This is a genomic window from Gardnerella sp. KA00288 (assembly GCF_049244085.1).
Lineage (GTDB): Bacteria > Actinomycetota > Actinomycetes > Actinomycetales > Bifidobacteriaceae > Bifidobacterium > Bifidobacterium greenwoodii.
In genome coordinates this window covers 298320-323126 of sequence record NZ_CP058373.1, presented here as the reverse complement: position 1 = coordinate 323126, position 24807 = coordinate 298320, and the positions used below count along the sequence as shown (strand labels likewise).

The following is a 24807-nucleotide window of genomic DNA, read 5'->3' as shown; positions in this document are numbered from 1 at the left end:
TAAGCAAATCAGCAAATCAGCGCGTAAGCTTTCTGTGCAAACGATGCGGACGAGCAGCTTCCTCACCCAAGCGCGCAATCTTGTTTTCTTCGTAAGCCTGGAAGTTGCCTTCGAACCAGTACCATTTTGCAGGATTCTCGTCGTCGCCTTCCCACGCAAGAATATGCGTAGCAACTCGGTCAAGGAACCAGCGATCGTGCGAAACCACAACAGCGCAGCCTGGGAATTCAATCAGAGCATTTTCCAAGCTTTCCAAAGTCTCAACGTCCAAATCGTTAGTAGGCTCATCGAGAAGCAGCAAGTTTCCGCCCTGCTTAAGCGTCAGCGCCAAATTCAAACGGTTACGTTCACCGCCGGAAAGCACGCCAGTAAGCTTCTGCTGATCCGAACCTTTAAATCCAAAGCTTGCAACGTATGCGCGCGTAGGAATTTCAACGCCTGCAACCTCAATATAATCGAGTCCGCCGGAAACAGCTTCCCACAAGTTCTTGTTTGGATCCAATCCTGCACGATTCTGGTCAACGTAAGAAATCTTCACAGTGTCGCCAACAATAAGCTCGCCGCCGGAAAGCGGCTCCAAGCCAACAATCGTCTTAAACAGCGTAGACTTACCAACACCGTTCGGGCCAATCACGCCAACAATACCGTTACGCGGCAAAGTAAACGACAAGTCGTCGATTAGCACACGGTCGCCAAAAGCCTTGTGAATATGCTTCGCTTCCAAAACTTGCGAACCCAAGCGTGGGCCTGCTGGAATCTGGATTTCGGAAAAATCAAGCTTCTTGGAATTGCGTGCTTCCTGCTCCATTTGATCGTAGCGTTCCAAACGAGCCTTGTTCTTTGCTTGGCGAGCCTTCGGCGAACTACGCACCCAGTCAAGTTCGTTCTTCAAACGCTTAGCAAGCTTGGCATCCTTAGCGCCCTGAATTTCCATACGCTTGGCTTTGGTTTCCAAGTACGTGGAATAGTTGCCCTTGTATGGGTAAAGCTGGCCGCGGTCAACTTCGCAAATCCACTCTGCAACGTTGTCCATAAAGTAGCGGTCGTGAGTAACAGCAATAACAGCACCCTCGTACTTGTGCAAGAACTGTTCCAGCCACAAAATAGATTCCGCATCCAAGTGGTTCGTAGGCTCGTCCAAAAGCAGCAAGTCTGGAGCTTCAAGCAAAAGCTTGCACAATGCCACTCGCCTGCGCTCACCACCAGAGCACACAGAAACAGGAGAATCCGGATCCGGGCATTGCAAAGCATCCATTGCCTGCTCAAGCTGCGAATCCAAATCCCAGCCGTTTGCAGCATCAATTTCAGTCTGCAACTTGCCCATTTCTTCCATTAACGCATCAAAATCAGCGTCTGGATTGGCCATTTCTTCGCCGATTTGGTTAAAGCGCGCTACTTTTTGCGCAATCTCACCAAACGCCATCTTAATATTTTCGCCAACTGTCTTAGTATCGTCCAGCGGCGGCTCCTGCTGCAAAATACCTACCGTATAGCCCGGAGTCAAAGAAGCTTCGCCGTTTGTAACATTTTCCAAGCCGGCCATAATTTTCAGCAGCGTAGACTTACCCATGCCGTTCGGGCCAACAACACCAATTTTTGCGCCCGGAAGGAAGCTTAAAGTAACGTCGTCGAGAATTACGCGATCTCCATAAGACTTACGCGCTTTAATCATCTGATAGATAAATTCAGCCAAAGTAATATACCATCCTTATAAACGTTGAAATTCCAGCGTTTACTGCTTTATGCAAAGCAATAAGTTATTGAGCGAAACTAAACAGCATTACGTAAAACTAAATAGCATCACGTAAAACTAGCATGTTGCCGGAGTGCGGTCAGACTTTTTTGTAGACTCTGCACCATCTTCCGGCGGCAACTGACAAAGAAATTCGCCCAAAATGCCAACAAGCATATCTACAAAGCAAACGAATCCTGCAATAGAACACTCGCGCACAACAACAGAATTATAAAATACCATTTCACTGTGCGGCAAACTCATTAGCAACTGGCCTATATACCAGCCAGCCAAAATAGATCCAGCCATTCCCAATGACTTCGACAACATCAAAGCGGCAACAGCAAACTGCGGGCTTGTATGCTTATTGTTTTTCTTAGCTTTTTCACTAACACTTAAGTGAGTTTGCAAAGCCATAACAAATGTTGCAACACCGGCAACTACCATAATTGATATAACAACCCACGGAGCTCCGGCAAGAGACATAGCACTAGACTCTGTTGACGACACAAGAAATGCGCCTAGTACAAAACCAAACAGCAGACCTAATACCAGATACCACCAAGGTGTGCGATACGCTTTCATTAATAATCATCCCCTAAAAGCCATTGATCTGAGTATATACCAACAGTTTGAGTATCTAAAGCAAGAGCTAAAGAATACGAAAGCGGGTTGTGATCCAAAGCAGCGTCCGACTCAATTTGCATCCATGGCATAAGTTCAGGTGATTTAGGATCCACTGTTACCATTTGCGCAATTTCTTGCGGCAGCCCTTCCGGATTTATTGATTCAGTTTCCGTAGCAGGTGCTCCGTATGAACGAGAGCCTAGAACGCGAAGAGTTATTTTGTCTTTATCTGAACAAGAAACAATACGAACTAAGCGCAACATTTCATACTCGTCTCTAGTTGAGGAAAGAAGGAAAACGCAGGTGTAGTAGTCAGCATCAAGCGCATTCGCAACATATAATGCGGATATGCCGTCTACGCGAGTTTCTCCATCTTGCTCAAGAAGTGCAACTATTTTCAGCATAGCAGAACGCGTAGCATGATTGGCGACACCCCTCATTGAGATTACCAAAGTTGTGCGCATTTGAAGCGGGTCTACGTCGAAAAATCGGTGTCTTTCTTCACTCGCAGCCATTTCGTTTCCTGGATTATTTAATTGGTTTTCGCAAAGATTTTCGCCAGTATTGTCACAAGTATTTTCACAAGAGTTGTCAGCGTTTACAGCCTCGCCTTCAGCGTTGCAAGACTTATTAGCAGCGTCACCTTCTGCAGAATTACCCATATAATCTTCAGCAGCAGCATTCGCAATATCTATAGCTGCTTGAGCCGCTGCCGCAGCTTCTGCATCTTCCCTACGCTTATTTTCTTCTTCGTTCTGTTCTATAAGCGTACGGAAGTAGTCTGCATTCGGACTATCTTCTAAATCATCAATATCAACTTTTCCGCTTCTAACAGCAACATGCGCAATACTTTCGGGAACTGCTCTGTTAGACATGTCGTACTTTCTTTTAGCAACACGATGCACAGTAACAGAAACGTCGTCAACTTCGCTTTGCAAACCGTAGTAGTTGCTGCGAACAGAAGCGCGAACAGTAACATCTGCTTCAACAACCTGCCATGTGCGCATAACAGAATCCGCAACCTTATTAGTCATAAGCTCCAAGGCGATTGACGGATGATCTTCAATTTCATCATCGTTCTCGCACTGTCTCAACGCAAAAGCAAGACGATCCGTCAATTGAGGAATATCAATTGCATGAGTATCGTTACCAGCAAACGCCCTGCTCAAATCAACTTTTAGAACAGCATCAATGCGAATGTTCGTATACAAGCCAATAACAATGTCGTTAACATTAGGCCTCACGCCGTTAAGCCGTATAAGGCTATAACTATTTTCTTCCACTGCTTTTCTCCCCGCCTATACGAGAAAGCGCACAATAGCAATATTTACGCTTGCTGTTGTGCTGCTTTCTCAGTTTTAATATTCGATTTTTACTTTTTGGTTTTACTTTTGATTTGCGCTTTTGTTTTCGAATTTGTTTGCGCAAACCAGCGTTTTGTTACATTCTACTAGATGCAAAAAGAAAATACCTAATTTTACTCAGATTTTCCTTCTACATTTCGTCTTAAACTTTCCGGAATTTCCACAGGCGGAATATCTGAATCCGGACGCTGATCGTTAGAAAGCCAAAGAGTACGCTCCGGAGCCTTGCGAATCTTACTAAAGATTTCCTTAAGCTCCTTCTCGTTAAGCGTTTCTTTTTCAAGAAGCTGACGAACCAGCTCGTCTAAAACGTCGCGATTATTGTTAATAATCTCCCACGCTTCAGTATGAGCAGTTTCAATAAGCTTATGAACTTCCTCATCAATAACTTCAGCCGTGCGGTTCGAGAACTTGCGTGGCTGCAAAGAGTCAAGAGATCCGGAAGCGTCATCGTCCGCGTCCATCCACTTAACTGCTCCAAGCTTTGCAGAGAAACCAAACTCCACAACCATCTTGCGAGCAATAGCCGTAGCTTTTTCAATATCGTTAGAAGCTCCGGTTGTTGGATCGTGGAACACAACTTCCTCAGCAGTACGACCGCCCATAGCATAAGCCATTTGATCAAGAAGCTCGTTTCGCGACTGGGAATAACGATCCGTAGTTGGCATAACAGCCGTGTATCCAAGTGCGTGGCCTCGTGGCAAAATAGTCACCTTTGTAACAGGATCCGTATTATGCAAAGCCGCAGCCACCAAAGCGTGACCACCCTCATGGTAAGCGGTATTACGCAACTCGTCCAAAGCCATGCCCTTAGACTTCCTGCGAGGGCCAGCCTGAACGCGGTCAATTGCCTCATCAATAGCGCGATTATCAATGTATTGCGCGCCAGAGCGAGCACAAAGCAAAGCAGCTTCGTTAAGAACGTTAGCCAAATCTGCGCCTGTAAAACCAGGAGTGCGCACAGCAACCATATGAATATCAACGTCTGGAACGAAAGGCTTACCCTTTGCGTGAACCTTCAAAATTGCTTCGCGGCCTTCCAAATCAGGAGCTTCAACGGCAACCTGACGGTCAAAGCGGCCAGGGCGAAGAAGTGCAGAATCGAGCACATCCGGACGGTTAGTTGCGGCAATAATAATCAAATTAGTGTCGTTGTCGAAGCCATCCATTTCCACAAGCAGCTGATTAAGTGTTTGCTCACGCTCATCGTGGCCGCCAGTCATGCCGCTTCCGCGACGACGACCAACAGCATCAATCTCATCAATAAAGATGATTGCAGGAGCGTTCTTCTTAGCTTCGTCAAAAAGTTCACGAACACGAGACGCACCCAAGCCTACGAACATTTCCACGAAGTCAGAACCTGCCATTGCGTAGAACGGCACTCCAGCTTCGCCTGCAATAGCGCGCGCAAGCAATGTTTTACCAGTTCCTGGAGGGCCGTAAAGAAGAACGCCTCGAGGAATACGCGCACCCAAAGCCTTGTATCGTGAAGGATCCTTTAAGAAGTCCTTAATTTCCTCAACTTCTTCAACAGCAGCCTGCTCGCCAGCAACATCTGCAAACTTAGTCTTAGGAGTTTGACCTTCAACAAGCTTTCCGCGGCCGCGACCGCCGCCCATTCCAAGCATTCCGCCGCCGGCGCCACCAATGCGACTAAACATGAACCAAATCATGCCAAGGAAGAAAAGAATAGGCACAAGCGAAGTTACAAGATAGGAGAAAATTCCGGAAGATTGCAAGTTTGCAGTCCAACCATTAGACGGCTTAGCTTTTTCAACTTCCTGAATAATCGACTTACCTTGAGCAATAGTGTAGTAGAATTGCACATCCTTGCCGTAATCATGCTTCTGCTTATCTCGCTTATTATACTTACTAAACTTTTTGTCGAGAGTAAGCTTCACAAGCTGCTTGTTATCAATAATTTCGGCATAGTTTGCTTTATGCGAGCGCAATAACTCAATACCGTCTTGGGTATCAATAGTTTGCGAACCTGTTTTTGCAAACATTTGGAAGCCGACTACAGCAAGAAGTACTAGCAGAACAATCCACGTCCATGGAGACTGCCAGATTGGGCGACGAGACTTATTGTTGCCATCATTGCCGTCATTGCCGTCATTATTGCCTTTATTGTTGTTACGCTGGCCGTTATTTCGAGAATTCCTAGGATTTAGCGGGGTTAAGAACGGATTATTTCCGTTATTTCCGCGCCCAGGACCACCCATTGGGCCTTGCGGTGTCATAGGAGAAGCGCCCATGTAATAAGGCTCCTTTCAAACTCCCTAATTTCTATAAAAATTCAGGTAAGAATTTTGAATAAAGAATAAAGTAAGCTCTATACACAAAGCTTAATTGCCATAAACAGATGGCTTTAATACTGCAATACTATTGAGATTGCGGTAACGTTCGTCATAGTCCATGCCAAAACCGACGACGAAAGCATCCGGAATTTCAAATCCCGTGTAGTCGATTTTAACGTCAACTTCGCGGCGAGCTGGTTTGCTTAGCAGCGCAAAAACTTTAACGCTGTTAGCTCCGCGACCCTTCAACTCGTTTACCAACCAATCAAGAGTTCGACCGGAATCAACAATATCTTCAACAATAAGAATATCTTTGCCGCGAACATCCGTACTTAAATCTTCACGAACCTTAATCTGCCCGCTAGTTTGAGTACCACTGCCGTAGCTTGACAAACTCATAAAGTCCATTGGCGCATTAACGCTCAGCTCTTGAGAAAAAACAGCAAGCGTATTAACAGCGCCTTTAAGCACTGCTACGAGCAAAATATTACGATTTTTGTAATCTTCGCTCACTTGCTTTGCAACCTCACGAATACGCTTCATAAGGTCTTCGTGGCTGATTAATTCATAGTCAATGTCATCTCGTATATCTGCAACTTGCATGTTCACTATCTTGGCATAAACGAATGACGATATTACGAGCGTGCCGCAACGCTTCATAATGATTAGGTAACGAAATAGGCTTTTGTCCGTGCCAATTTACACTAAGTTCGTCGATTGCTTTTATGTGACTTGACGAAAAACGCAGTAAAAGCGCTGTTAAAGCTCTTGCTATAACACGACGGCGAATTGAAGGATGATACTGTGCTAATTTTTTTGCGTCCAAAACTATTTCTTGAGATTTTTCGTTAGCTTGCAAAATAGTTTCATAAGCTTCGTCAACTTTAGAATTTATGTAGTCAAGATCATCTTGAGCAAAATCGGCGCCTCGGGAAAGTATAGTCACCATATCTGCTTGTAAAAAGCGAGAAATATAAGGCATAAGAGTGTGTCTAATCCTAGAGCGCAAAGGGTAATTTTCGCAAAGTTCAAGATTTTGTGCAGACGTGTCTCCATTAGTAGGATCATCCCACCAAGAAATTCCCAAATCTTCGCAAATTCCAGTAGTTTGATTGCGAGTAAGCTCAATAAGCGGACGCGCAAAACGCACGTTTTGGCGCAAAGTTACAGCTTTCATACCAGCGACTGCTTCTAATCCTGCAGAATCTTTTAATCCAATAAGCACTGTTTCTGCTTGATCGTTAGCAGTATGAGCTAGTAGAACTACGGCTGCTTTATGAATTTTTGCGACTTCAATAATAGCTTCGTAACGCGCAAACCTTGCTGCAGATTCTTCACCTTCGCCAGAATCTTTTACTTGAACAGACTTAATAAAAACGTATTTTTCGTTTATTCCAGCCTGAATACAGCGTTTAGCAGCCTCATGAGCAACTTGAGTTGAATTAGGCTGAATATGGTGGTCAACAATTACTACGCCGCAACGAAGCCCTCGAGACGCGCAAACAATAGAACTAAGCGCTGTAAGAGCAAGCGAATCCCTGCCTCCGGAGCAAGCAACAAGAACTAAAGGAGCATCGAGTGCAGTCTCATGCGTGCCGTGCTCATTAAAACACGAATCTTGGCTTTGAAGCGAAAGCTTGTCGAAGCAACGATTTATTGCGCCGATTCCTGCGCGCATACAAGACGAGTAAACCATATCGTCTAGTGTAGCGCGATTAGTAGCAGAAAATCACCAAGCAAAATATTAAATATTAGAGGTTTGGAAGCTGTGCCATGAACTTGTTAATCGCAACAAAAGCTCCCCAAAAATCGTAGGGTTGGTTTGCAACAACAGCGAAAGTTAAAACGCCACCGCTTTTTCGAGATACGTTTCCAGACATGGAACTTACTTCGCTTAATGAACCGGTTTTTACGCGCAAAAGTCCTGCAGCGGACTCATCCGCCAAACGCTTCCTAGAAGTGCCAACTAAGCCCGGCAATGACAATCCTTCAGAAGAAGCAGCTCCCCCAGAATCTGCATTAATATTTAGCACCTGAACTTTTGCCAGAGTTGTAACAAGAACATGAGATTTTGGAGATAATCCCGAACAATCAGACATATTCAATCCGCGCGTGCTGATTTTAAGCTTACGCAAGCCTTCTTCTACCGCTTGAACCGCACCTTTCGGAGAATTGCTTTTATGAGCCGCAATAGCAGTTAAACGGCCAAATTCTTCCGCCAACGTGTTATCTGAAAGTCGAAGCATATAAGACATAACTTCATTAAGAGGCGCTGAAGAAACTTGCGCAAGAAGACGCGAATTTTCGGATATTAGCGGTCGTGTTTCACTTACTTCAATTTCAGGATTTTGAGAATCTTCCGACTTATTTTCATCTTCGGAATTTTTGCTACTATCCAAGGAATTTTCAGTAGAATTTTCCGCTTTTTTATCTGTTTTATCGGAATAATTTCGTACTTCAATTCCTTGCTTAATAAGTAACCTTGCAAAAACTTGACCTACGCTTAAAGCAGGATGCGGATCCGAAAGCGGAAAATCTGTTATTGCATCGGCATCAATACCAAGAATTTGAAGATCACGCTGACGAGCATCGTCAATAGCCATAGACGAAGTTTCGGCATAAAAACGGCGTTCAGTATCAGTTTCGTAAACTAGAGCAGGAGCGCGCTTTGCTCCAAAAAGAGAATCGTCAAGCGAAAGAGAAACTTCGTGAATATTATCTAGCTTTAAGGCGGCTGCAGTTCTTTTAGCTAAAGTTGTTAAACCAGCCCTACCGTTTACGTGAGACCAATCGTTTTCGCCAACACCAAGAAGCATATCGCCATTTCCGCGAAGCACAATTTTGCGTAGGTTTGAGCCTTGCTTTGAGACTGACTTTGAGCCGGAAGATTGCTCAGAATCTTTAGCTGATTTAGGCAGCAAAAATACTTGAGTATCAAGAGTTGAACCCATATCCAAAGTTCTTGAAGCAACGGCTGCAGTTAGGGTTTTAAGAGTTGACGCAGGTTCTCGAGGAGTATTCGCTTCGTGAGAAGCAATCACACTTCCATTAGCATCCATGATTACTACAGAAGTATTATCACTTATTGAAGGATCAGCAATTAAAGCATCAATAAGCTTCTGAGATTGCTCGCGATTAATAGGCTTTCCGTAAGTTGCACCTTTTGCTAAAGAAGGAACACTAAGCAAAGCGCGCGGAGAAGACACAACAGTTGATTTGTGTTGCAAGCGCAAAGTTAACGGACCTGGCAAAATATCGCATACGTCAAGCGAAACATACGTAACCATAATCACAAGGCTAAGTATTGCAGACAAACTTGCAATAAGAAAACGCCAACGAGATGGATACTGGCTTCTTAAAACCATAGCAGCGTATTTGCTTGGTTTTTTAGAATCGATTTGTTCTAAAGAATCGCTCGATTTTGGTGCACTCGCATTAAGAGTATTTAAGGCATCGTTTGAGCCTTTACCACTTTCCATGCGAGCACACCTTTAAATCGATTGCAAATACCGCGCTTAACTATACATTGCGCTTGCAACAAAGCGTGCGTAAATTACGCAGTAATCGAAGCGAATCTTCGCAAGTTTTCTACAATGCGAATTATGCGCTTATCCATTACTTTGCCACCAAGAATTACGCCAACAACAAGTACGATTGCACCATTTACTACAAACAAAATACTTGCAATCCACAAAAGATTCGGGTTAATAGCCAAAAACGCCATAGCTGCAGCAATAGATGGAATCATGCATACTGCAGCAAGAAGCGTAAAACCTATTGGTGCAAAGGATCTAGCGCCTGCAGAACCTTGCGGCCTAGAAAATGGCTTTTCAATTGATGCCACAGGGTACATTGCAATGCACGAAGAAACTGAGCCAATACCTATGGAAGCAAAAGCTACTCCGATTGGTGAAAGAATCTGGAACATAAACGCATTTACACTTTGTTGAATATTTGCTACAAGGAAAAGGAAAACGTAAAATCCTACTCCAAGAAGAACAAAATACACAACGCAAATCACGGACCAAACTATTGAATGCGCTAATCGATCGTTCACGCCTTTTACGCCAATAATCGCGTGCATAGTAAAAGCTGTGCCATCGTAAGCAATATTGTTTCCAACAACCATGCCAATCATCAAAGCAGCATACATAAGCCAGCCAGATACGCCTAAACCATCTGCCAAACTCTCAAAGCCTATGCCACCAGCAACACTTGCAGTTGGAACTACCAGCATAAAAAGAGGCATAAGAAGCAAAAATAGCTGACGCATATCTCTTCTCATAACGCTAATAATTCGCGCAATAATCGCACCGACTGTATTGTCTGGAACTGCTGCAAACAAGCCAATTCCCTTAGTTTTAACAACTGTTTTTTGTTCACAGCGCAGCAACTTCGGCTCTAATTTTGCGCAAAACACGGAGATCGCAAAGCAAGCAGCAATCGTTAGTACGCAAATAAGGAAGCGAGTAGCAAGGGCAAGCCAATTTCCATTAATAGCATCGAGCGGCAAAGCCATAGCTGCACTTAATGGCGTAAAAGCAGATACAGAGCACAAACTTGAGCTGATCAAAATTTTATTTTGTGAATTACCATGCCCGTTCATTGATGCAACAAAAATCATGTACGCTATAAAAATAGCAAAGTAAAAAATGTTTCTTGAATGCTTGTTTATTAAAATAGTGTCTAAAAGTTCAATAAGCATTTTGCTTAAAGACACGATTGTGGCAACGTAAAGCGGAGCCGCAATTACGCTGACTAAAACCGGCACAATTCCAAAGCTTCTGTACGCTAAAGACCACAAAACAAGCGCGATTGTGCTGCTTATAGAAAGCGCTCCAAAAAGAGAGCCAAGAAGCATACCAGCTTGGCTCTTTACGTAAGGAATACCGTAAAGCGCAAAACTACGCGACTTTAGTGTTGTGTCACTTCCAAACATAAACAGGTTTATAAAAAGCGTAAAAATTGACACAATAGACGCAACCATTATTGGAAGAGCTTGGAATTCCTGCCAATTTTTAGTATCTGGAAGCATGCCTGGATCAAGATACTTTCCTGCTTCCCAGCCAGCAAAGCCAAGAGCGCATATAAGCGCAAGTCCAAAAACAATTGCTATACCAAAGCCGATTTTTTGCCAAATCGACTTTCGCATAACAGAAAAAGTAAGCGCCCAGCGAAGGCGAACCATTGTAAAAATCATAGACATGATTACTTACCGCCTTTCGCTCACGCGTTGTAATTACTTGCGATTGGTGTTGCGCTATTGCCGCCGTTAAGCCAGTCGATGCGCGCAGCAGCGTGACGTCCGCCAACAAGCTCCATAAAGCGATCTTCAAGATTCTTGCCTTGAGCAACTTCTTCAAGAGTGCCAGCAGCTGCAACATGACCTTCGTTAATAATCGCCACGTGCGAGCACATTTTTTCAACCAATTCCATAACGTGCGAAGAAATAATCACCGTGCCGCCAGTAGAAACATACTCGGCGAGAATATCCTTCAAATTTGCGCTAGAAACAGGGTCCACTGCCTCAAAAGGCTCATCGAGCACGAGCACGCGAGGGCTATGAATCATAGCTGTTGCAAGGCAAATCTTCTTAGTCATACCAGTTGAATAGTCAGAAACCATAGTGTTTGCAGCTTCTGTTAAGTCGAAAGCAGAAAGCAAGTCGTTTGCGCGCTTTACGGATTCTGCGCGGCTCATATCGCGAAGCATGCCAGCGTATGTTAAAAGCTGAAGTCCGGTAATCGTCTTAAAAATCTCGTCTGCTTGAGGCATTAAACCGATTGCGCGCTTAGCGCTATTTACATCACTCCAAACATCGTTGCCAAAAATCGAAGCCGAGCCAGCATCTGGCATAAGCAAGCCTGTAAGCATTTTAATCGTAGTGGTTTTGCCAGCACCATTAGGGCCTACTAATCCATAGAAAGAGCCTGCTGGAATGCTCAACGAAAGATTATCTACAGCAACTTTCTTGCCAAAAGTCTTAACAAATCCGCGAATAGAAACCGCTGGAACTTCTTCGCTGTCAGCGGCGTAAGTGTTTGCGCCAAAAACTGGAATGCTACCAGCAGAAGCACTTTCTGAAGCACTGCCATCAGGATTTGCATAAGGAACAGAATCTACCATAGAAACCTCGCAAGATACAGATAAACGCACGCATTGCGCCACATTAATTGCGTAATCGCACGTTTACACCAGGACTTCTATTATCTCACACTCGCAATTTTTGCGCAATCGCGCCACAGCAAGCAAGAAACTCGCGCCACACTAGAGAATTTGATTCTTTCGCTCAGTGACCGGTGTGCTGAATCGGCTTCCACTCGCTCTTGGAGAAAATAGCTTGGAACGCAATCGGCACGTACGAAAGCATAAAAATCGGGAAGCTAAGAGCGTACGCAAACAGCTCCTTATTCGTGGCCCCAAGCTTATCGTGCTCAACTAAAATCGTAAGAGACACGAACACCATCATTCCAAAAACGCTTGTAACAGTAGTGGTTATAAGGTTTAGCGAAGACTCTATTTGACTCGTCCACGTTACGAAGCCGAAGGCAGCAAACACGAATCCCAAAATTAATCGCACAATCGCCAACACCATAAACGGGCAAAGCATAAGAGTAAAGTCAACGGAAGAAAAATCACGCTCTCGAATACCGTGGCGAATAAGAGCTGCTCCATAGTAGCGGAAGACTTGCAAAAAGCCTTTACTCCAGCGAAGGCGCTGTCTCCAACTTTGCCTAAACGACACTGGCTGCTCGTCGTAAAGCACAGCAGAGCCGCAGTAGCCAACCTTGTCTCCGTGAAGAATTGAATCCATTGTAAACTCAAGATCTTCGGTAAGAAGATGGAATTTCCATCCGCGATTTCTGTGCATAATTTCACGCGAGAACATGAAGCCGGTGCCACCTGCGTGGCAGCTTGATCCAAAAAGCATGCGCGAGTTGTTAGTAAAGCGCGACTCTCGAATAAACCAAAGCGCAGATCCGGAAGAAACCCAGTTGTCGGAAAGATTTACGGAATTTCGGTAGCTGGTTAAAATCTGGTAGCCAGCGTGGAATCCCTTATTCATCTCCTCAAAATAGTGAGGATCTAGCTTATTATCGGCGTCAAAAACAAAATACGCGTCATAAACCTTATCCGCACCAATTTTCATAATGTGGTCAAGCAAATAGCTGAGCGCAAAACCCTTGCCAATATGCTCCTTATCGAAGCGCTCGATTACATTGCAGCCGGAATCTCGCCCAACTTTAGCGGTTTCGTCTGTGCAATTGTCGGCCACAAGCCAAATATCAATTAGATTATGCGGGTAGGTTTGCGTTTGAATACAGTGAATAAGATTTCCTATTACAGCTTCCTCATTTCGGGCAGAAATAAGAACTGCGTAATGCTTATCCATTGGAGCGTCTGGAAAAACAATAGGCTTAGCAAATAGCGACGCCACAGCACACACACCCTGGTAGACAACGCTGCTTATGCCGATAATTATTACTAATACGTCAAATATTGATAGAAAAATCATTGCTTCCAACCGCTCCGTGGATTATTTTTTACGTTATTTTTTACGTTTTTAGTATTTTTTTCGCTACTAGCACGCTGCTGACCGCTAGTTCGCTGCTGGCTACCAGCTCGTTTCTTGTGATTCACGCGCTTCCTACTATTCAAAGCAACATCTTTATTTACTTGATCTAATATTTCGCGCGAAATCGGCATCGTTTCTAACGCATCAAGCTGATCCGAATCAGAAGAAGTTGCGTTATCTTCATTCACATCTTCCGAATCAGCAACATACGCTTGCTTGTACCAGTACAAAATATCTTCATTCATAGAAACGCGCGAACTTGTGCCCTTCATAACGCGCTGAACACTATCGCTTACAGGCTTCATGAAGTTGCGTCTAATAGATTCAAAGCACTTTACCATAATCGACTTATGCTCAGGCTTTGGATCGTCCATAAGAGGCGAAGAAACCAAATGATACTGCTTCGTGCAAACCTTAAAAATCGCCTGCAAACTTGCAGTAACCGGCAAAGCCAAGAACGCTCCAAGAGCACCAAAAACAGCGCCCAATATAAGAACAGAAAGAAACGCAACAGCAGGATTCAAATCCATAGTCTTTTCGGAAATCTTAGGAGAAATCACCATATTTTCAATCTGCTGATAAATCGTAATAAAAATTAACGTTGCAAGAGCTGCACCAAAACCTTTAGAACCCCAAGCAAAAAGAATCGGCAAAGCACCACCAAGATAAGTACCAACAGTTGGTACAAATTGCGAAACAATTCCGCAGAACAAAGACAAAGGCAGCCAGTAAGGAACGCCCATTATTACAAGGAAAATTGCGGTTCCAGCTGCGTTGATGGCGGCTAAAATAATTCGCGAAAACAGGAAGCTGGAAATCTGCTCCTGCACAACCGACCAAATAAATAGGAATCTGCGCTGAGACTGAGGATTCATCCAGCGGCACATGCTTCTGCGCATTTTAGGGCCGGCTGCAGAAATGTAATAAGTCACCATAAGGATTGTGAGCAAATCAAGCAAGAAGGTAAGCACACCCCAAGTGGTATTCAAAGCTTGACCAGCAAAATCAACAACCCAAGAAGTCTGCACATGCTTCAAAATTTCCATACCAAGCTGCTCAATATTCGGCATTCTAAAACCAGTGGAATGAAGCACAAATCCAGCAAACTGATTGTATAAATCTGGCAAACCCAAAGCCATAGAAACAGCCTGCTGAGCAAACAAATTACCGAACAAGCCCAAAAGTAAGCCAATAATAGCAAGAAGACCTGTTAGCGTAAAACCGGAAGCAACACCACGACGCCAACCATGCCTAACTAATTTGATTACAAGAGGCTCCATTGCGAGCGCTATAAAAATCGAAATAATAACGTCGAAAACAATGAAGGAAATGCTTCCCCATGCAAACCATAAGAAAATAGACACAAAAGCAACAATTGCAACGTAAATAAGCGCGCGGCCCAGCCAGTCCGGCGGACGCCTATCGTCACCTTTTGCAGGGAAAAGCGAAGCTAAATCTAACTTATTCCCGCCATGCTCACTTGGATTATGCATTGCATGCTCACGCGGTGACTGAGATTGCGATTGCGACTGCGATTGCGGCTCTTGATACGTCATACGCACTATTGTACTTGTGCGAACTGATGAACAGTATTTACGGCATGTAACGGCGCGTACATAAAAACAACAGCATGTAACACAAACGTAACGAGATAGTCGAGTCGCTGAAATCCAAAAATAAATCTAAAGTTCTAAACTCGTTAATGAGTTTTAAGAAAGGAATGTGTTTCCATGACCACTTTGCAAACGAAAGAAGATGCAGCAGCCCTTATTGAAAAGGAAGGCATCGAGTATGTTTCTGTGCGATTTACTGATTTGATTGGCGTGCAGCAGCATTTTACAGTTCCAGCCGACGAGTTCTTGCACAGCGCATTTACTGACGGAATGGCTTTCGACGGCTCCTCAATGCAGGGCTTCCAAGCTATTAACGAATCCGATATGAAGCTTATTCCGGATGTTGATACTGCCTACATTGATCCATTCCGCAAGCATAAGACTTTGAACGTTGCTTTTTCGATTGTCGATCCTGTAACAGACGAGCCTTATTCTAGGGATCCTCGTCAGGTTGCTATTAAAGCTGAAGCTTATTTGAAGGCTACTGGAATTGCAGATACCGCAAGCTTTGCACCGGAAGCAGAGTTCTTTATTTTCGACAAGGTTCGTTTTGCAAACGACATGCAGCGTTCCTTCTACGAGGTGGACTCCAACGAAGCTCCTTGGAATTCGGGAATTGATACCGAAGACGATGGCAGCAACAACATTGGTTTTAAGAATCGCGTAAAGCACGGCTACTTCCCTGTGCCACCAGTAGATCACAATCAGGATTTGCGCGATGACATGGTTTACAATTTGCAAAAGGTCGGTTTGATTCTTGAGCGTTCTCACCACGAAGTTGGCGGTGCAGGTCAGCAGGAAATCAACTACCGTTACAATACGCTTGTTCACGCTGGCGACGATTTGATGAAGTACAAGTACGTTGTTCACGAAACTGCTGCTTTGGCTGGTAAGGCTGCAACCTTTATGCCTAAGCCAATTGCTGGAGATAACGGCACTGGTATGCACTGCCATCAGTCGCTTTGGAAGGATGGCAAGCCATTGTTCTATGCAGAAACCGGCTACGCTCAGCTTTCTGATATTGCGCGCTGGTACATTGGCGGCTTGATTAAGCACGCTTCTTCTGTGCTTGCTTTTACTAATCCTTCGCTTAACTCTTATCATCGTCTTGTTCCAGGCTACGAAGCTCCAGTCAACTTGGTTTACTCTGCTCGTAACCGTTCTGCAGCTATTCGTATTCCTCTTGCTGGAGATGCTCCTGCTGCTAAGCGCATTGAGTTCCGCGCTCCGGATCCTTCTTGCAACCCATTCTTGGCGTTCTCCGCTCAGCTGATGGCAGGCTTGGATGGCATTATGAACCACATTGAGCCTCCTGCCCCTGTTGATAAGGATTTGTACGAGCTTCCTCCAGAAGAGCACGATGGAATTAAGCAGGTTCCTTCTTCGCTTGGTGAGGCTTTGCATGCTTTGGAAGAAGATCACGACTTCCTTATGCAAGGAGATGTTTTCACAAGCGATTTGATTGATACTTGGCTTGATTTGAAGCATGGTGAAATGGATATGGCTCGCTTGGCTCCAACGCCTTTGGAGTATGAGCTTTACTTCCACATCTGATTTGCAGCTAAGTTAAGATAAGCTAAGCTACTATAACGAAAAGCCGGCCCTACGATTTCGCGGGGTCGGCTTTTTTGCGCGACGCCTGCTTTGGCGATCAAGCAGATTGCTGCGTCAGCTTCTTATTTTCTAGCACGTATTTCACATCAGCTTCAGACGCAACTTTCGAATCATGAGTAACTACAATCACACATTTGCCATGCTTGATAGCAAGATTCTTTAATATTGAAATAACTTCTTTAGTCGTGGCAGGGTCAAGGCTTCCAGTAGGCTCATCCGCCAAAATTACCGGAGCAGAAGATACCAAAGCTCGCCCAATTGCAACGCGCTGCTGCTGACCGCCGGAAAGTTGCGTAATATTGCGATTTATTTCTTCCTCAGTCAACCCAAGATCTACTAGTACTTGAGCGTCCGCACGCGAATTTACTAATCGCAAATTTTCTAATGGTGTCAAATAATCAATAAGATTAAAATTTTGAAAAACAAGCGAGATATGCTTTTTGCGATGCTCACAATACCCTGTCTTTGCAATATTTTCACCGTTAAAAAGCACTTCTCCACTATACGGAGTATCTAATCCAGCTAAAAGCGAAAGAATAGTAGACTTTCCAGCTCCAGAAGCTCCCATAATGCTGTACATTTTGCCAGTTTCGAACTCCGCATTAACGTCATTTAATACAGCAATATTTGCAGGTCCGTAAGTGTACTTCACATTTTTTAATTGCAATAAATCCGACATAATAAGCTCCTTATTCTTACATTATTTAAATATGATTTATACGATTTGTTTCATTTATGCGATTGCGCTTTTAGTAGAAAATTCGCATACGCAACTACATTTCTGCTAACTCATAGCACTTAGTATTTGCCGAGGCTTCTTTATAAACATAGGTATTACAGAAATAATTAACGCCACTATTGAAATAAACAAACCAATAACAAAAGCAGTAAATGTTTGAGTCAATGGCAATACTGGAACACCATCCGCAATAAATGACGAATTTACACTATGCAAAATCGCAGAACCAATAACGCCAGAAAAAGCAGCACCCAATCCCAGAGAAATAACAAATGACACAATATTGAGTATCACTATTTCAACAAGCAATTGGCTAACTATTACTGCTTTCGACAATCCAATAGACATAAGTACGCCAATCTCGTGCATACGCGCTCTAACCCAGAACACTAGTACAAGCCCAAGTACTAAAATTCCAACAAAACTTAGCGCAACAAAAATCATTCGCACAAGTTGTTGCACAGAATTAACTGAAGTTATTACACCAGATAATTGCGAAGCATTCTGCTCTACATCCGCCCACTCGCCAGAAATACTTTTAGCATCGCGTATTGAGCTAGCTAACGAATCAGAACGCTCAACAGCACAGCGCAAAACACTTCGCTTAGCAGAGCCAGCCAAAGACAACGCCGAACTTAAGTCAGTAAATATGCGATTTTCTGAAGTATCCGAAGGAAGAGCTCCCTTAGTTTGTAACTTACCGGCAAAAATGCCAACAACACGAACTTTTACATTAAACCCCTGCTTAAGAGTTATAGTAGAGCCAATCTTAAGATTATTCTTCTTAGCAAAATCGCGATGCACTATTGCACTACCCGCAGAACGATTAGTAATATGCTCACCCTGCACTAAACGGTACAATCCTTCTTGAAAACCCTGAGATAATCGAGAATCTGTTGTACCAGTAATTCCGGCAGCATGAGCCAAAACATCATCGTCTAATCTTGGACCTTGCAAAGGAAGCACAATTTGCTTCCCAACAGGCGTAGCTAAAACATCGCGCTCTTCCACTACAGTTTTTACGCCCGGAATCGCAGCAAATTTACGAATTTGGCTAGAGGCAATTCCTTCATTTGCACCCAAATCTTGCGGAATTGGAGAATTAGACGTAGTAGCAGAATTAGAATTTGCATTACTTTTCTCTGGAAGAGTTTCACCTCGAGTTTTTGCTCGTACAGTAAAGCCTAAAGCAATACTGGATTGAAGACGATTTCTAGCATCATCAACAGAAGCACTAATACCAGCTTGTGAAACTAGCGCGCTTAAAACAAGAGTCATAATCAGCACAATTATTGCGTTGCGCCGAGGCTTGCGAGATATTGCAAGCCATGCTCTAGAGCATAGAGAAATTACATCAACATTCATAATCACTCCAAATAAACTTTTATAAACTTGCTAAAACTTGCTAAAAAATACGCAATAGTTTTACTTCTGCAATCCAAGCAGTTCTCGAGGAGATTTGCACATAATTGGCAAATAAGACAGCACTACTACAGCAACAACTACAGCGCATACTATTGCAGAAACTCCAACAAAGCACTGTAAGTCTACTTGCACAATAAGTTTGTCCAAAGTTCTAGTTGCCAAAGTTGATTCAAGATTCCCGCCAGCTTGACCCATAGTGCTCAAATCATCAGCAGCAGCAGATTTTACGGATCCGAGAGCCGCAGCACTCATCCACGGAGCTATGATTCTTGCAAAAAAGTATCCAACAACTAGCGAAGGTATTGCAATAAGTAGAACCTCGCTAACGTACTGACAAACTATAGACAGCTTGCTGTTGCCAATCGCAGTAAATACACCAATCTCATGGCGACGCTCATTCATCCACAACAAAAGCACCAATCCAAGCGCAATAATAGCGAAAGATATTACAGCAATAGTCGTAATAGTCATCATTGAATGAACGCCTTTAGCGACTCTCAATAAGCCAGCAACGAACTGATCATCACGAGTTAGTTGATAATTTTGCAAATCAATAGGCAATTTGGCGGCTTGCGCCATAATATTATCCGCATCCTCACCGCGCTTCACCCTAAAACTTGCGTCCTGATATATTTCTTTTCCTGGATTATATTTATACAATTCGCGCGTAGTTTGCAAATCTGTATACACAGTATTGGCAGTAAGTTCCGCCCTAGTTGCAACTTGTCGCTTATTTGCTCCCGAATAAATTCCAACAATACGAGTTTTTACGGTTGCGGTTGATTGCTTAATATTGTCGGCATCGTAAGGATTAGCGCGAAGTGTAAGAGTATCTCCTACATTCAATCCATTAGCTTTAGCGAGATCTTCATGAATAAGAGATGCATGAACATTGTCAGCGAGCAAATGCTTACCTTTAGATACGTTTATTGCTTTTGTTTTAAACGCATTAAGAGCAGTAGAATTATTAGTGCCCTCAATGTTAACCGCATTTCCAAACTGCTGCTCGCGCTTTTGATCATAATCCTGAACGCCTGGGATTCTTGCAGCTTTAGCATTAACCAAATCAGCTGTTACATTTTGGCGAACTACGTACGATGCAACTCCCTGCAACTTTGCGATTGCTTGCACATCTTTAGGTTTTACAGTTCCAGCTCCTCTAGGAGTTCCAGGATTTACTTGCGGATTATTTGCAAGTACGAAACTAGATTCTGCTTGAGCTTCAACTTTTCGCACCTCCTTATTAGCGGCACTCGAAACAGCAGAAATTGCAAATAATAATGTTGAAATAAGAAATAGAACAATGAAAACTATTAATGTTTTTATTCGTTTCCTCAGAATGTAGCGTATTGCACGAGAGATAAACGTCATCGACTACCTTTCCTCATTGAAAAAATAATTGTATATAGTATGAAAACATACAGTATGCCAGTATAACATATGCACACTTATAACTTCTATATGCAAAAAGCCGGCCCTACGATTTTGTGGGGTCGGCTTTTTACTTAAGCTAAAGCGTTAAGACATCATACTTCCTACTATTCCTGCAGTCATTACGTACAAAATAACGAAAATAACAACCACAGTAAATACGAAGATAATCCACATCCATCCGCGGTCCATCTTGCGCGTGTATCTCGAATGGCTTACAAACGAGAACGGCAGCAGAAGCAACAAAATTGAAGCAAAGCTCTGCACAAAAATAGAAGGAACTGCTAATGTAACAACGCTTAGAAGCACTGCGCAAATCTGAATTGCAACTATAGGAATCATCTTGTGTGCAAACTGCATATGCAAAATAGGAATAGGAATTTCGTCTCCAAACATTTTTGCACCCATAATCGCCACAGCGAAAGTTATGTATGTGAAAAGAATTGAGGACACAAGCTGCGCAAAGAAGACGGAAATAGGAGGCATTCCGCTTGCAAAACTTGTTGACTGCGCAAACGAAGTTCCAAAATTGCCACCTGAGTTAATCAAAGAACTTAATGCAGTCACACCATAGTGCGCTGTTAAATAGGACTGAATTCCAGATAACAATGCGCTTACAGCAAAAACACAACCGGCATATACTATAGACACATTGTATTGGCGAGAAGGATTCTTTAAAACATTCATAACCCAAACGAAGAAGTTAATTTCTTGTCCTTGATGCGGCTGATTTGCAGGGAAACCAAATTGGCCCGGCATTGGATGCCCTGGCATAGGTTGTGGCATAGGATGGCCTTGCATAGGCTGGCCAGGCATTGGCTGGCCAGGCGTTGGACGACCCTGCATAGGATTACCTGGGAGTCCTTGCATAGGCTGACCAGGACGGCCCTGCATTGGTTGGCCTGGACGGCCCGGCATAGGATTTGCTTGCATAGGATGGCCTTGCATAGGATGGCCTTGCATAGGATGGCCAGGCATAGGTTGGCCAGGCATTGGACGACCCTGCATAGGGTTACCTGGACGAGCTTGCATTGGCTGACCCGGTCTTCCCATAGGCTGGCCAGGCATCTGGGCTGGTCGGCCCTGCATAGGATTTGCTGGCATAGGATTGCCATGCATAGGATTTTCAGGTGCAGGCTTACCATTCATAGGCTGACCCGGCATAGGCTGATGAATTTGCTGTTCGTTCGTTGGTTTAACATCCGCCTTAGCAGACTCATTTGGCTTAGAAGAATCTTCCGGCTTAGCAGAAACTTCTGGTTTTGCATCTTCAACCGGCTTAGTTTCAACCGGCTTAACCTCCTCAACCGGCTTAGTTTCAACCGGCTTAACCTCCTCAAAAGTCTTAGTTTCTTCAACCGGCTCATCAAGCTTATTTTCCGATTCTGCAACCAAATTTTGCAAGTTAGAAGCAGACTCACTATTAGGTTGATTAAACTTCTGAGCCTGATCAACACTCATTGGATTAGGCTGAGTCGGAGCATGCATCGGACGTTGCACTGGGAACTGCGTAGTATACTGCTCTTGAGCTTGCATAGGAGCATTAATAGGAGCATGAGCTGGCTGCTGCATTGGAGCCTGATTAGGATGCTGATTAGGAGCCTGCATTTGCGCATTCATATTAGCTTGCATCGGCATATTATTTGGCATATTCATAGGTGCGCGCATTCGCTGATTAGTTGGACGCATACCTTGAGGCATCTGTGCACCTTGAGGCATCTGTGCACCTTGTGGCATCTGCATGCCTGCACCTTGCTGAGCTGGAGCACCTTGCGATGCCTCTAATTTATTACCGCATCCTTTGCAGAATTTTGCAGCATCAATATTTTGAGTACCGCATTTATTACATACTTTCACTCTTCAATCCTTCTTTAATAACGTAACAATCACGCGCGCATACCTTAAAAAGTAAAAACGCATACAAATATTCTATTACACTATTGCAATGAACAAACTTAATATCGCAAATAATTTTCTAAAATATAAAAAACGATATTCTAGCTACGACTATTACAAAAGAATAAAAGAATAAAAAATATTCAGATTGCAAAACCGAGCGTGCGAGCGGCAGCTACTGGAACTGCTTCATCTGCCCAATAATCTTCAAGGTTCTCGTCGGTAGAAAGCGAACGCATTTCTGCACGATCAATATAAAGTTCGCCGCGAAGATGATCAGTTTCGTGCTGGAAAATACGCGCAGGCCAACCGTGCAAACGCTCGGAATGTTGTTTGCCGTCCTCATCCTGCCAAGTTGCCTGAACGTCAAGCCAACGCTGACGAACAGCCTGATAGCCGGAAACACTCAAGCAGCCTTCGTAAAAACTGCGAGTTTGAGTACCAATAGGCTCATAATGCGGATTAATAATCGCTCTAAACGGAAGCTCTGCAATGTCTCGAGGATCGTCTTCATCGTCACGAACATGATCTTCAATAACGGCAATCGCAAGACCTAAACCAATCTGCGGAGCAGCCAAACCAACTCCCGGAGCTTCCAACATTGTGCTGTGCATTAATGAAATTAGCTTAGTAAGAGTTGCACGTGTAAGCTGGCCGTCATAAGCAACAGTGCGCTGACGAAGAACTGGCTCACCAGCTTGCACAATCGGCAAAATACCGTCCTCTGTAGCGGAATCAAGCAAGCGCTCAACAGCGCGACTGAGCTTAGTATCGACACTTGCGTGATGCGTAAACATAGGACTCCTTTTCACCGTTTTAAATAACGCGCACAGTAACGCGAAAATCTACAAAATTTACATGCCGCGAGCAGAATTTGAAAGCAGCACTAAAGATATAAGTGTATCAAAATTATTTGCGCACTGCTAGAGCCGAGTGGAATGTGAGCAAATAGCAAACGCAAAAAAATAAGCAAACTTATAACTTCAGATTATCAACCACAACTTGGGCAAGACGAGCACAAACCTCATCTGCCTGAGTCTGAGTTGCAGCCTCGCACATAACGCGCACAAGCGGCTCGGTACCACTAGGACGAAGAAGAACGCGACCTGTATCTCCAAGAAGTTTCGACTCTTTCTCCACCGCCGCAAGAACAGCGGCGTTAGTTTTGGAAGCCATTTTGTCTACATTTGGAACGTTTACAAGAGCCTGCGGAAGCTGCGGGAAGTCTGCAGCCATTTGCGAAAGTTTCTTGCCTGAACGCACAACTTCACGGCACAAAGTCAAAGCAGTAAGAGTACCATCGCCGGTGGTTGCAAATTCGCGATTAATAACGTGACCAGACTGCTCGCCACCGAGTGAATAATCATGCTTAAGCATTTCTTCCAAAACGTAGCGATCGCCGACGTTTGTTTGAACGGTTGCAATACCCATATCTTTAAGAGCAAGCTTTAAGCCGAGATTGCTCATTACTGTTACAACAAGCGTATCGTGATTCAGCTTACCTTCAGCCTGCTTTGCGCGCGCAAGAATGCCCATAATCTGATCACCATTAACCATATTGCCGTTCTCGTCAACAGCTAAGCAACGGTCGGCGTCACCGTCAAACGCAACACCTAAATCAGCCTTAGAAGCTTTAACCATGGCTTGCAACTGCTCGGGATGAGTCGAACCTGCGTGATCGTTAATATTGTATCCGTCAGGAGAAGCGTTAATTACGATTACTTCCGCGCCTGCTCTGCGAAGAGCTTCAGGAGCTACAACGGAAGTAGCGCCATTGGCACAATCTGCCACAACACGCAAACCTGCAAGAGGCTTTGTACGCGTAGTAGAACCATTGCTTAAAGGCGCAACAGCAGAAACCAAGTGATCAATATAAAGGTTTGTTGCGGTAGTAGTATCGTGGCTGACTCGACCAACACCAGCGCCTGTTGGGCGCTCCCAATCTTGACCAAGAACAGCCTCAATCTCATCTTCCTTGCTATCTGGAAGCTTAAAACCTCCGCGCGCAAAGAATTTAATGCCGTTATCTGGCATCGGATTATGCGAGGCGGAAATAACCGCACCCATTTCAACGTTTAGCACGGAAGTTAAGAATGCAACGCCAGGAGTTGGAATAATTCCGGCATCAATAACATCAAAACCGCCAGCGCTCATGCCAGCAGCAAGAGCAGAAGCTAGAAAATCTCCGGAAACGCGCGTATCTCTGCCAATAAGAGCGCGGCGACGAGCGTGAGATGAAGTATCGCTTTCAGTAGCACTAGACGAAACCGGCGCATGCTTATCTCCCAAAACTCGAACTGCAGCGTCACCTAAATCTAACGCAAGTTGCGCTGTTAAATCGCGATTTGCTAATCCACGCACGCCATCCGTACCAAACATCCTTGGCATAATAAAGCCTCTTTCGCAAAAATCACTTCATCCTGCGCGCAAGCAAACAACATTGCATACTAGCGCGTCACACACTGCTTGCAATCTTACTCGTAGCATTACATG

At 44.1% G+C, this 24807-nt stretch carries 18 protein-coding genes; 1 reads left to right on the top strand and 17 read right to left on the bottom strand.

Features of this window, described 5'->3' with window-relative positions; all coding sequences use genetic code 11:
* Positions 1-16 precede the first annotated feature (16 nt).
* From ettA to HXT52_RS01120, 11 genes are all read right to left on the bottom strand, one after another.
* Positions 17-1693: an energy-dependent translational throttle protein EttA gene (ettA, locus tag HXT52_RS01170; RefSeq protein WP_004136787.1), complete on the bottom strand. Its 1677-nt coding sequence runs from the start codon at positions 1691-1693 to the stop codon at positions 17-19.
* Between the two features lie 117 nt (positions 1694-1810).
* The gene (locus tag HXT52_RS01165; protein WP_004136785.1) at positions 1811-2317 is read right to left on the bottom strand and encodes a DUF3180 domain-containing protein; all 507 of its coding nucleotides are present in this window, start codon (positions 2315-2317) and stop codon (positions 1811-1813) included.
* The gene (locus HXT52_RS01160) at positions 2317-3642 is read right to left on the bottom strand and encodes a dihydroneopterin aldolase (protein WP_421776007.1); all 1326 of its coding nucleotides are present in this window, start codon (positions 3640-3642) and stop codon (positions 2317-2319) included. The genes HXT52_RS01165 and HXT52_RS01160 overlap by 1 nt, the downstream gene beginning before the upstream one ends.
* A gap of 194 nt (positions 3643-3836) precedes the next feature.
* Entirely contained in the window at positions 3837-5978 is a 2142-nt protein-coding gene (gene ftsH / locus HXT52_RS01155; RefSeq protein WP_421776006.1) for an ATP-dependent zinc metalloprotease FtsH, read from the bottom strand.
* A 90-nt stretch (positions 5979-6068) separates the two neighbouring features.
* Positions 6069-6623, bottom strand: a complete 555-nt coding sequence (gene hpt, locus HXT52_RS01150) for a hypoxanthine phosphoribosyltransferase (RefSeq protein ID WP_004136780.1) — start codon at positions 6621-6623, stop codon at positions 6069-6071.
* The gene (gene tilS, locus HXT52_RS01145; RefSeq protein ID WP_421776005.1) at positions 6598-7716 is read right to left on the bottom strand and encodes a tRNA lysidine(34) synthetase TilS; all 1119 of its coding nucleotides are present in this window, start codon (positions 7714-7716) and stop codon (positions 6598-6600) included. The genes hpt and tilS overlap by 26 nt, the downstream gene beginning before the upstream one ends.
* Before the next feature lie 55 nt (positions 7717-7771).
* Positions 7772-9499 carry a D-alanyl-D-alanine carboxypeptidase/D-alanyl-D-alanine-endopeptidase gene (locus HXT52_RS01140; RefSeq protein WP_421776004.1) on the bottom strand — a complete coding sequence of 576 codons (1728 nt, stop codon included), beginning with the start codon at positions 9497-9499 and terminating at the stop codon, positions 7772-7774.
* Positions 9500-9573: 74 nt separating this feature from the next.
* Positions 9574-11226, bottom strand: a complete 1653-nt coding sequence (locus HXT52_RS01135; protein WP_421776003.1) for a hypothetical protein — start codon at positions 11224-11226, stop codon at positions 9574-9576.
* A 20-nt stretch (positions 11227-11246) separates the two neighbouring features.
* The gene (locus HXT52_RS01130; protein ID WP_419388916.1) at positions 11247-12146 is read right to left on the bottom strand and encodes an ABC transporter ATP-binding protein; all 900 of its coding nucleotides are present in this window, start codon (positions 12144-12146) and stop codon (positions 11247-11249) included.
* Between the two features lie 163 nt (positions 12147-12309).
* Positions 12310-13536 carry a glycosyltransferase family 2 protein gene (locus HXT52_RS01125; RefSeq protein WP_421776002.1) on the bottom strand — a complete coding sequence of 409 codons (1227 nt, stop codon included), beginning with the start codon at positions 13534-13536 and terminating at the stop codon, positions 12310-12312.
* The gene (locus HXT52_RS01120; RefSeq protein WP_421776166.1) at positions 13533-15089 is read right to left on the bottom strand and encodes an AI-2E family transporter; all 1557 of its coding nucleotides are present in this window, start codon (positions 15087-15089) and stop codon (positions 13533-13535) included. The genes HXT52_RS01125 and HXT52_RS01120 overlap by 4 nt, the downstream gene beginning before the upstream one ends.
* 237 nt (positions 15090-15326) lie before the next feature.
* On the opposite strand from HXT52_RS01120, the gene glnA reads away from it, so the two are divergent.
* On the top strand, positions 15327-16763 hold the full coding sequence (gene glnA, locus HXT52_RS01115) for a type I glutamate--ammonia ligase (protein WP_421776001.1): 1437 nt from the start codon (positions 15327-15329) through the stop codon (positions 16761-16763).
* Positions 16764-16860: 97 nt separating this feature from the next.
* Here the strand turns inward: glnA and HXT52_RS01110 are convergent, their stop codons facing one another.
* The 6 genes from HXT52_RS01110 to glmM form a co-directional block, all read right to left on the bottom strand.
* Positions 16861-17502 carry an ABC transporter ATP-binding protein gene (locus HXT52_RS01110; RefSeq protein WP_004136766.1) on the bottom strand — a complete coding sequence of 214 codons (642 nt, stop codon included), beginning with the start codon at positions 17500-17502 and terminating at the stop codon, positions 16861-16863.
* A gap of 105 nt (positions 17503-17607) precedes the next feature.
* Positions 17608-18927 carry an ABC transporter permease gene (locus tag HXT52_RS01105; protein WP_421776000.1) on the bottom strand — a complete coding sequence of 440 codons (1320 nt, stop codon included), beginning with the start codon at positions 18925-18927 and terminating at the stop codon, positions 17608-17610.
* 60 nt (positions 18928-18987) lie between these two features.
* Positions 18988-20358 (bottom strand): ABC transporter permease, encoded by a 1371-nt coding sequence (locus tag HXT52_RS01100; protein WP_421775999.1) that lies wholly within the window; start codon positions 20356-20358, stop codon positions 18988-18990.
* Between the two features lie 147 nt (positions 20359-20505).
* Entirely contained in the window at positions 20506-22275 is a 1770-nt protein-coding gene (locus HXT52_RS01095) for a hypothetical protein (protein ID WP_375169308.1), read from the bottom strand.
* A 182-nt stretch (positions 22276-22457) separates the two neighbouring features.
* Positions 22458-23111: a peptide deformylase gene (locus HXT52_RS01090; RefSeq protein ID WP_004127356.1), complete on the bottom strand. Its 654-nt coding sequence runs from the start codon at positions 23109-23111 to the stop codon at positions 22458-22460.
* 178 nt (positions 23112-23289) lie between these two features.
* On the bottom strand, positions 23290-24702 hold the full coding sequence (gene glmM, locus HXT52_RS01085; protein ID WP_308581993.1) for a phosphoglucosamine mutase: 1413 nt from the start codon (positions 24700-24702) through the stop codon (positions 23290-23292).
* Between the last annotated feature and the right edge of the window lie 105 nt (positions 24703-24807).

Coding starts and splice junctions, on each gene's coding strand:
- glmM (WP_308581993.1), bottom strand. CDS start 24,702: ATGCCAAGGATGTTTGGTACGGATGGCGTGCGTGGATTAGCAAATCGC.
- HXT52_RS01110 (WP_004136766.1), bottom strand. CDS start 17,502: ATGTCGGATTTATTGCAATTAAAAAATGTGAAGTACACTTACGGACCT.
- HXT52_RS01140 (WP_421776004.1), bottom strand. CDS start 9,499: ATGGAAAGTGGTAAAGGCTCAAACGATGCCTTAAATACTCTTAATGCG.
- HXT52_RS01165 (WP_004136785.1), bottom strand. CDS start 2,317: ATGAAAGCGTATCGCACACCTTGGTGGTATCTGGTATTAGGTCTGCTG.
- HXT52_RS01105 (WP_421776000.1), bottom strand. CDS start 18,927: ATGAATGTTGATGTAATTTCTCTATGCTCTAGAGCATGGCTTGCAATA.
- ftsH (WP_421776006.1), bottom strand. CDS start 5,978: ATGGGCGCTTCTCCTATGACACCGCAAGGCCCAATGGGTGGTCCTGGG.
- hpt (WP_004136780.1), bottom strand. CDS start 6,623: ATGCAAGTTGCAGATATACGAGATGACATTGACTATGAATTAATCAGC.
- HXT52_RS01130 (WP_419388916.1), bottom strand. CDS start 12,146: ATGGTAGATTCTGTTCCTTATGCAAATCCTGATGGCAGTGCTTCAGAA.
- HXT52_RS01100 (WP_421775999.1), bottom strand. CDS start 20,358: ATGACGTTTATCTCTCGTGCAATACGCTACATTCTGAGGAAACGAATA.
- HXT52_RS01135 (WP_421776003.1), bottom strand. CDS start 11,226: ATGTCTATGATTTTTACAATGGTTCGCCTTCGCTGGGCGCTTACTTTT.
- glnA (WP_421776001.1), top strand. CDS start 15,327: ATGACCACTTTGCAAACGAAAGAAGATGCAGCAGCCCTTATTGAAAAG.
- HXT52_RS01125 (WP_421776002.1), bottom strand. CDS start 13,536: ATGATTTTTCTATCAATATTTGACGTATTAGTAATAATTATCGGCATA.
- HXT52_RS01090 (WP_004127356.1), bottom strand. CDS start 23,111: ATGTTTACGCATCACGCAAGTGTCGATACTAAGCTCAGTCGCGCTGTT.
- tilS (WP_421776005.1), bottom strand. CDS start 7,716: ATGGTTTACTCGTCTTGTATGCGCGCAGGAATCGGCGCAATAAATCGT.
- HXT52_RS01120 (WP_421776166.1), bottom strand. CDS start 15,089: ATGCATAATCCAAGTGAGCATGGCGGGAATAAGTTAGATTTAGCTTCG.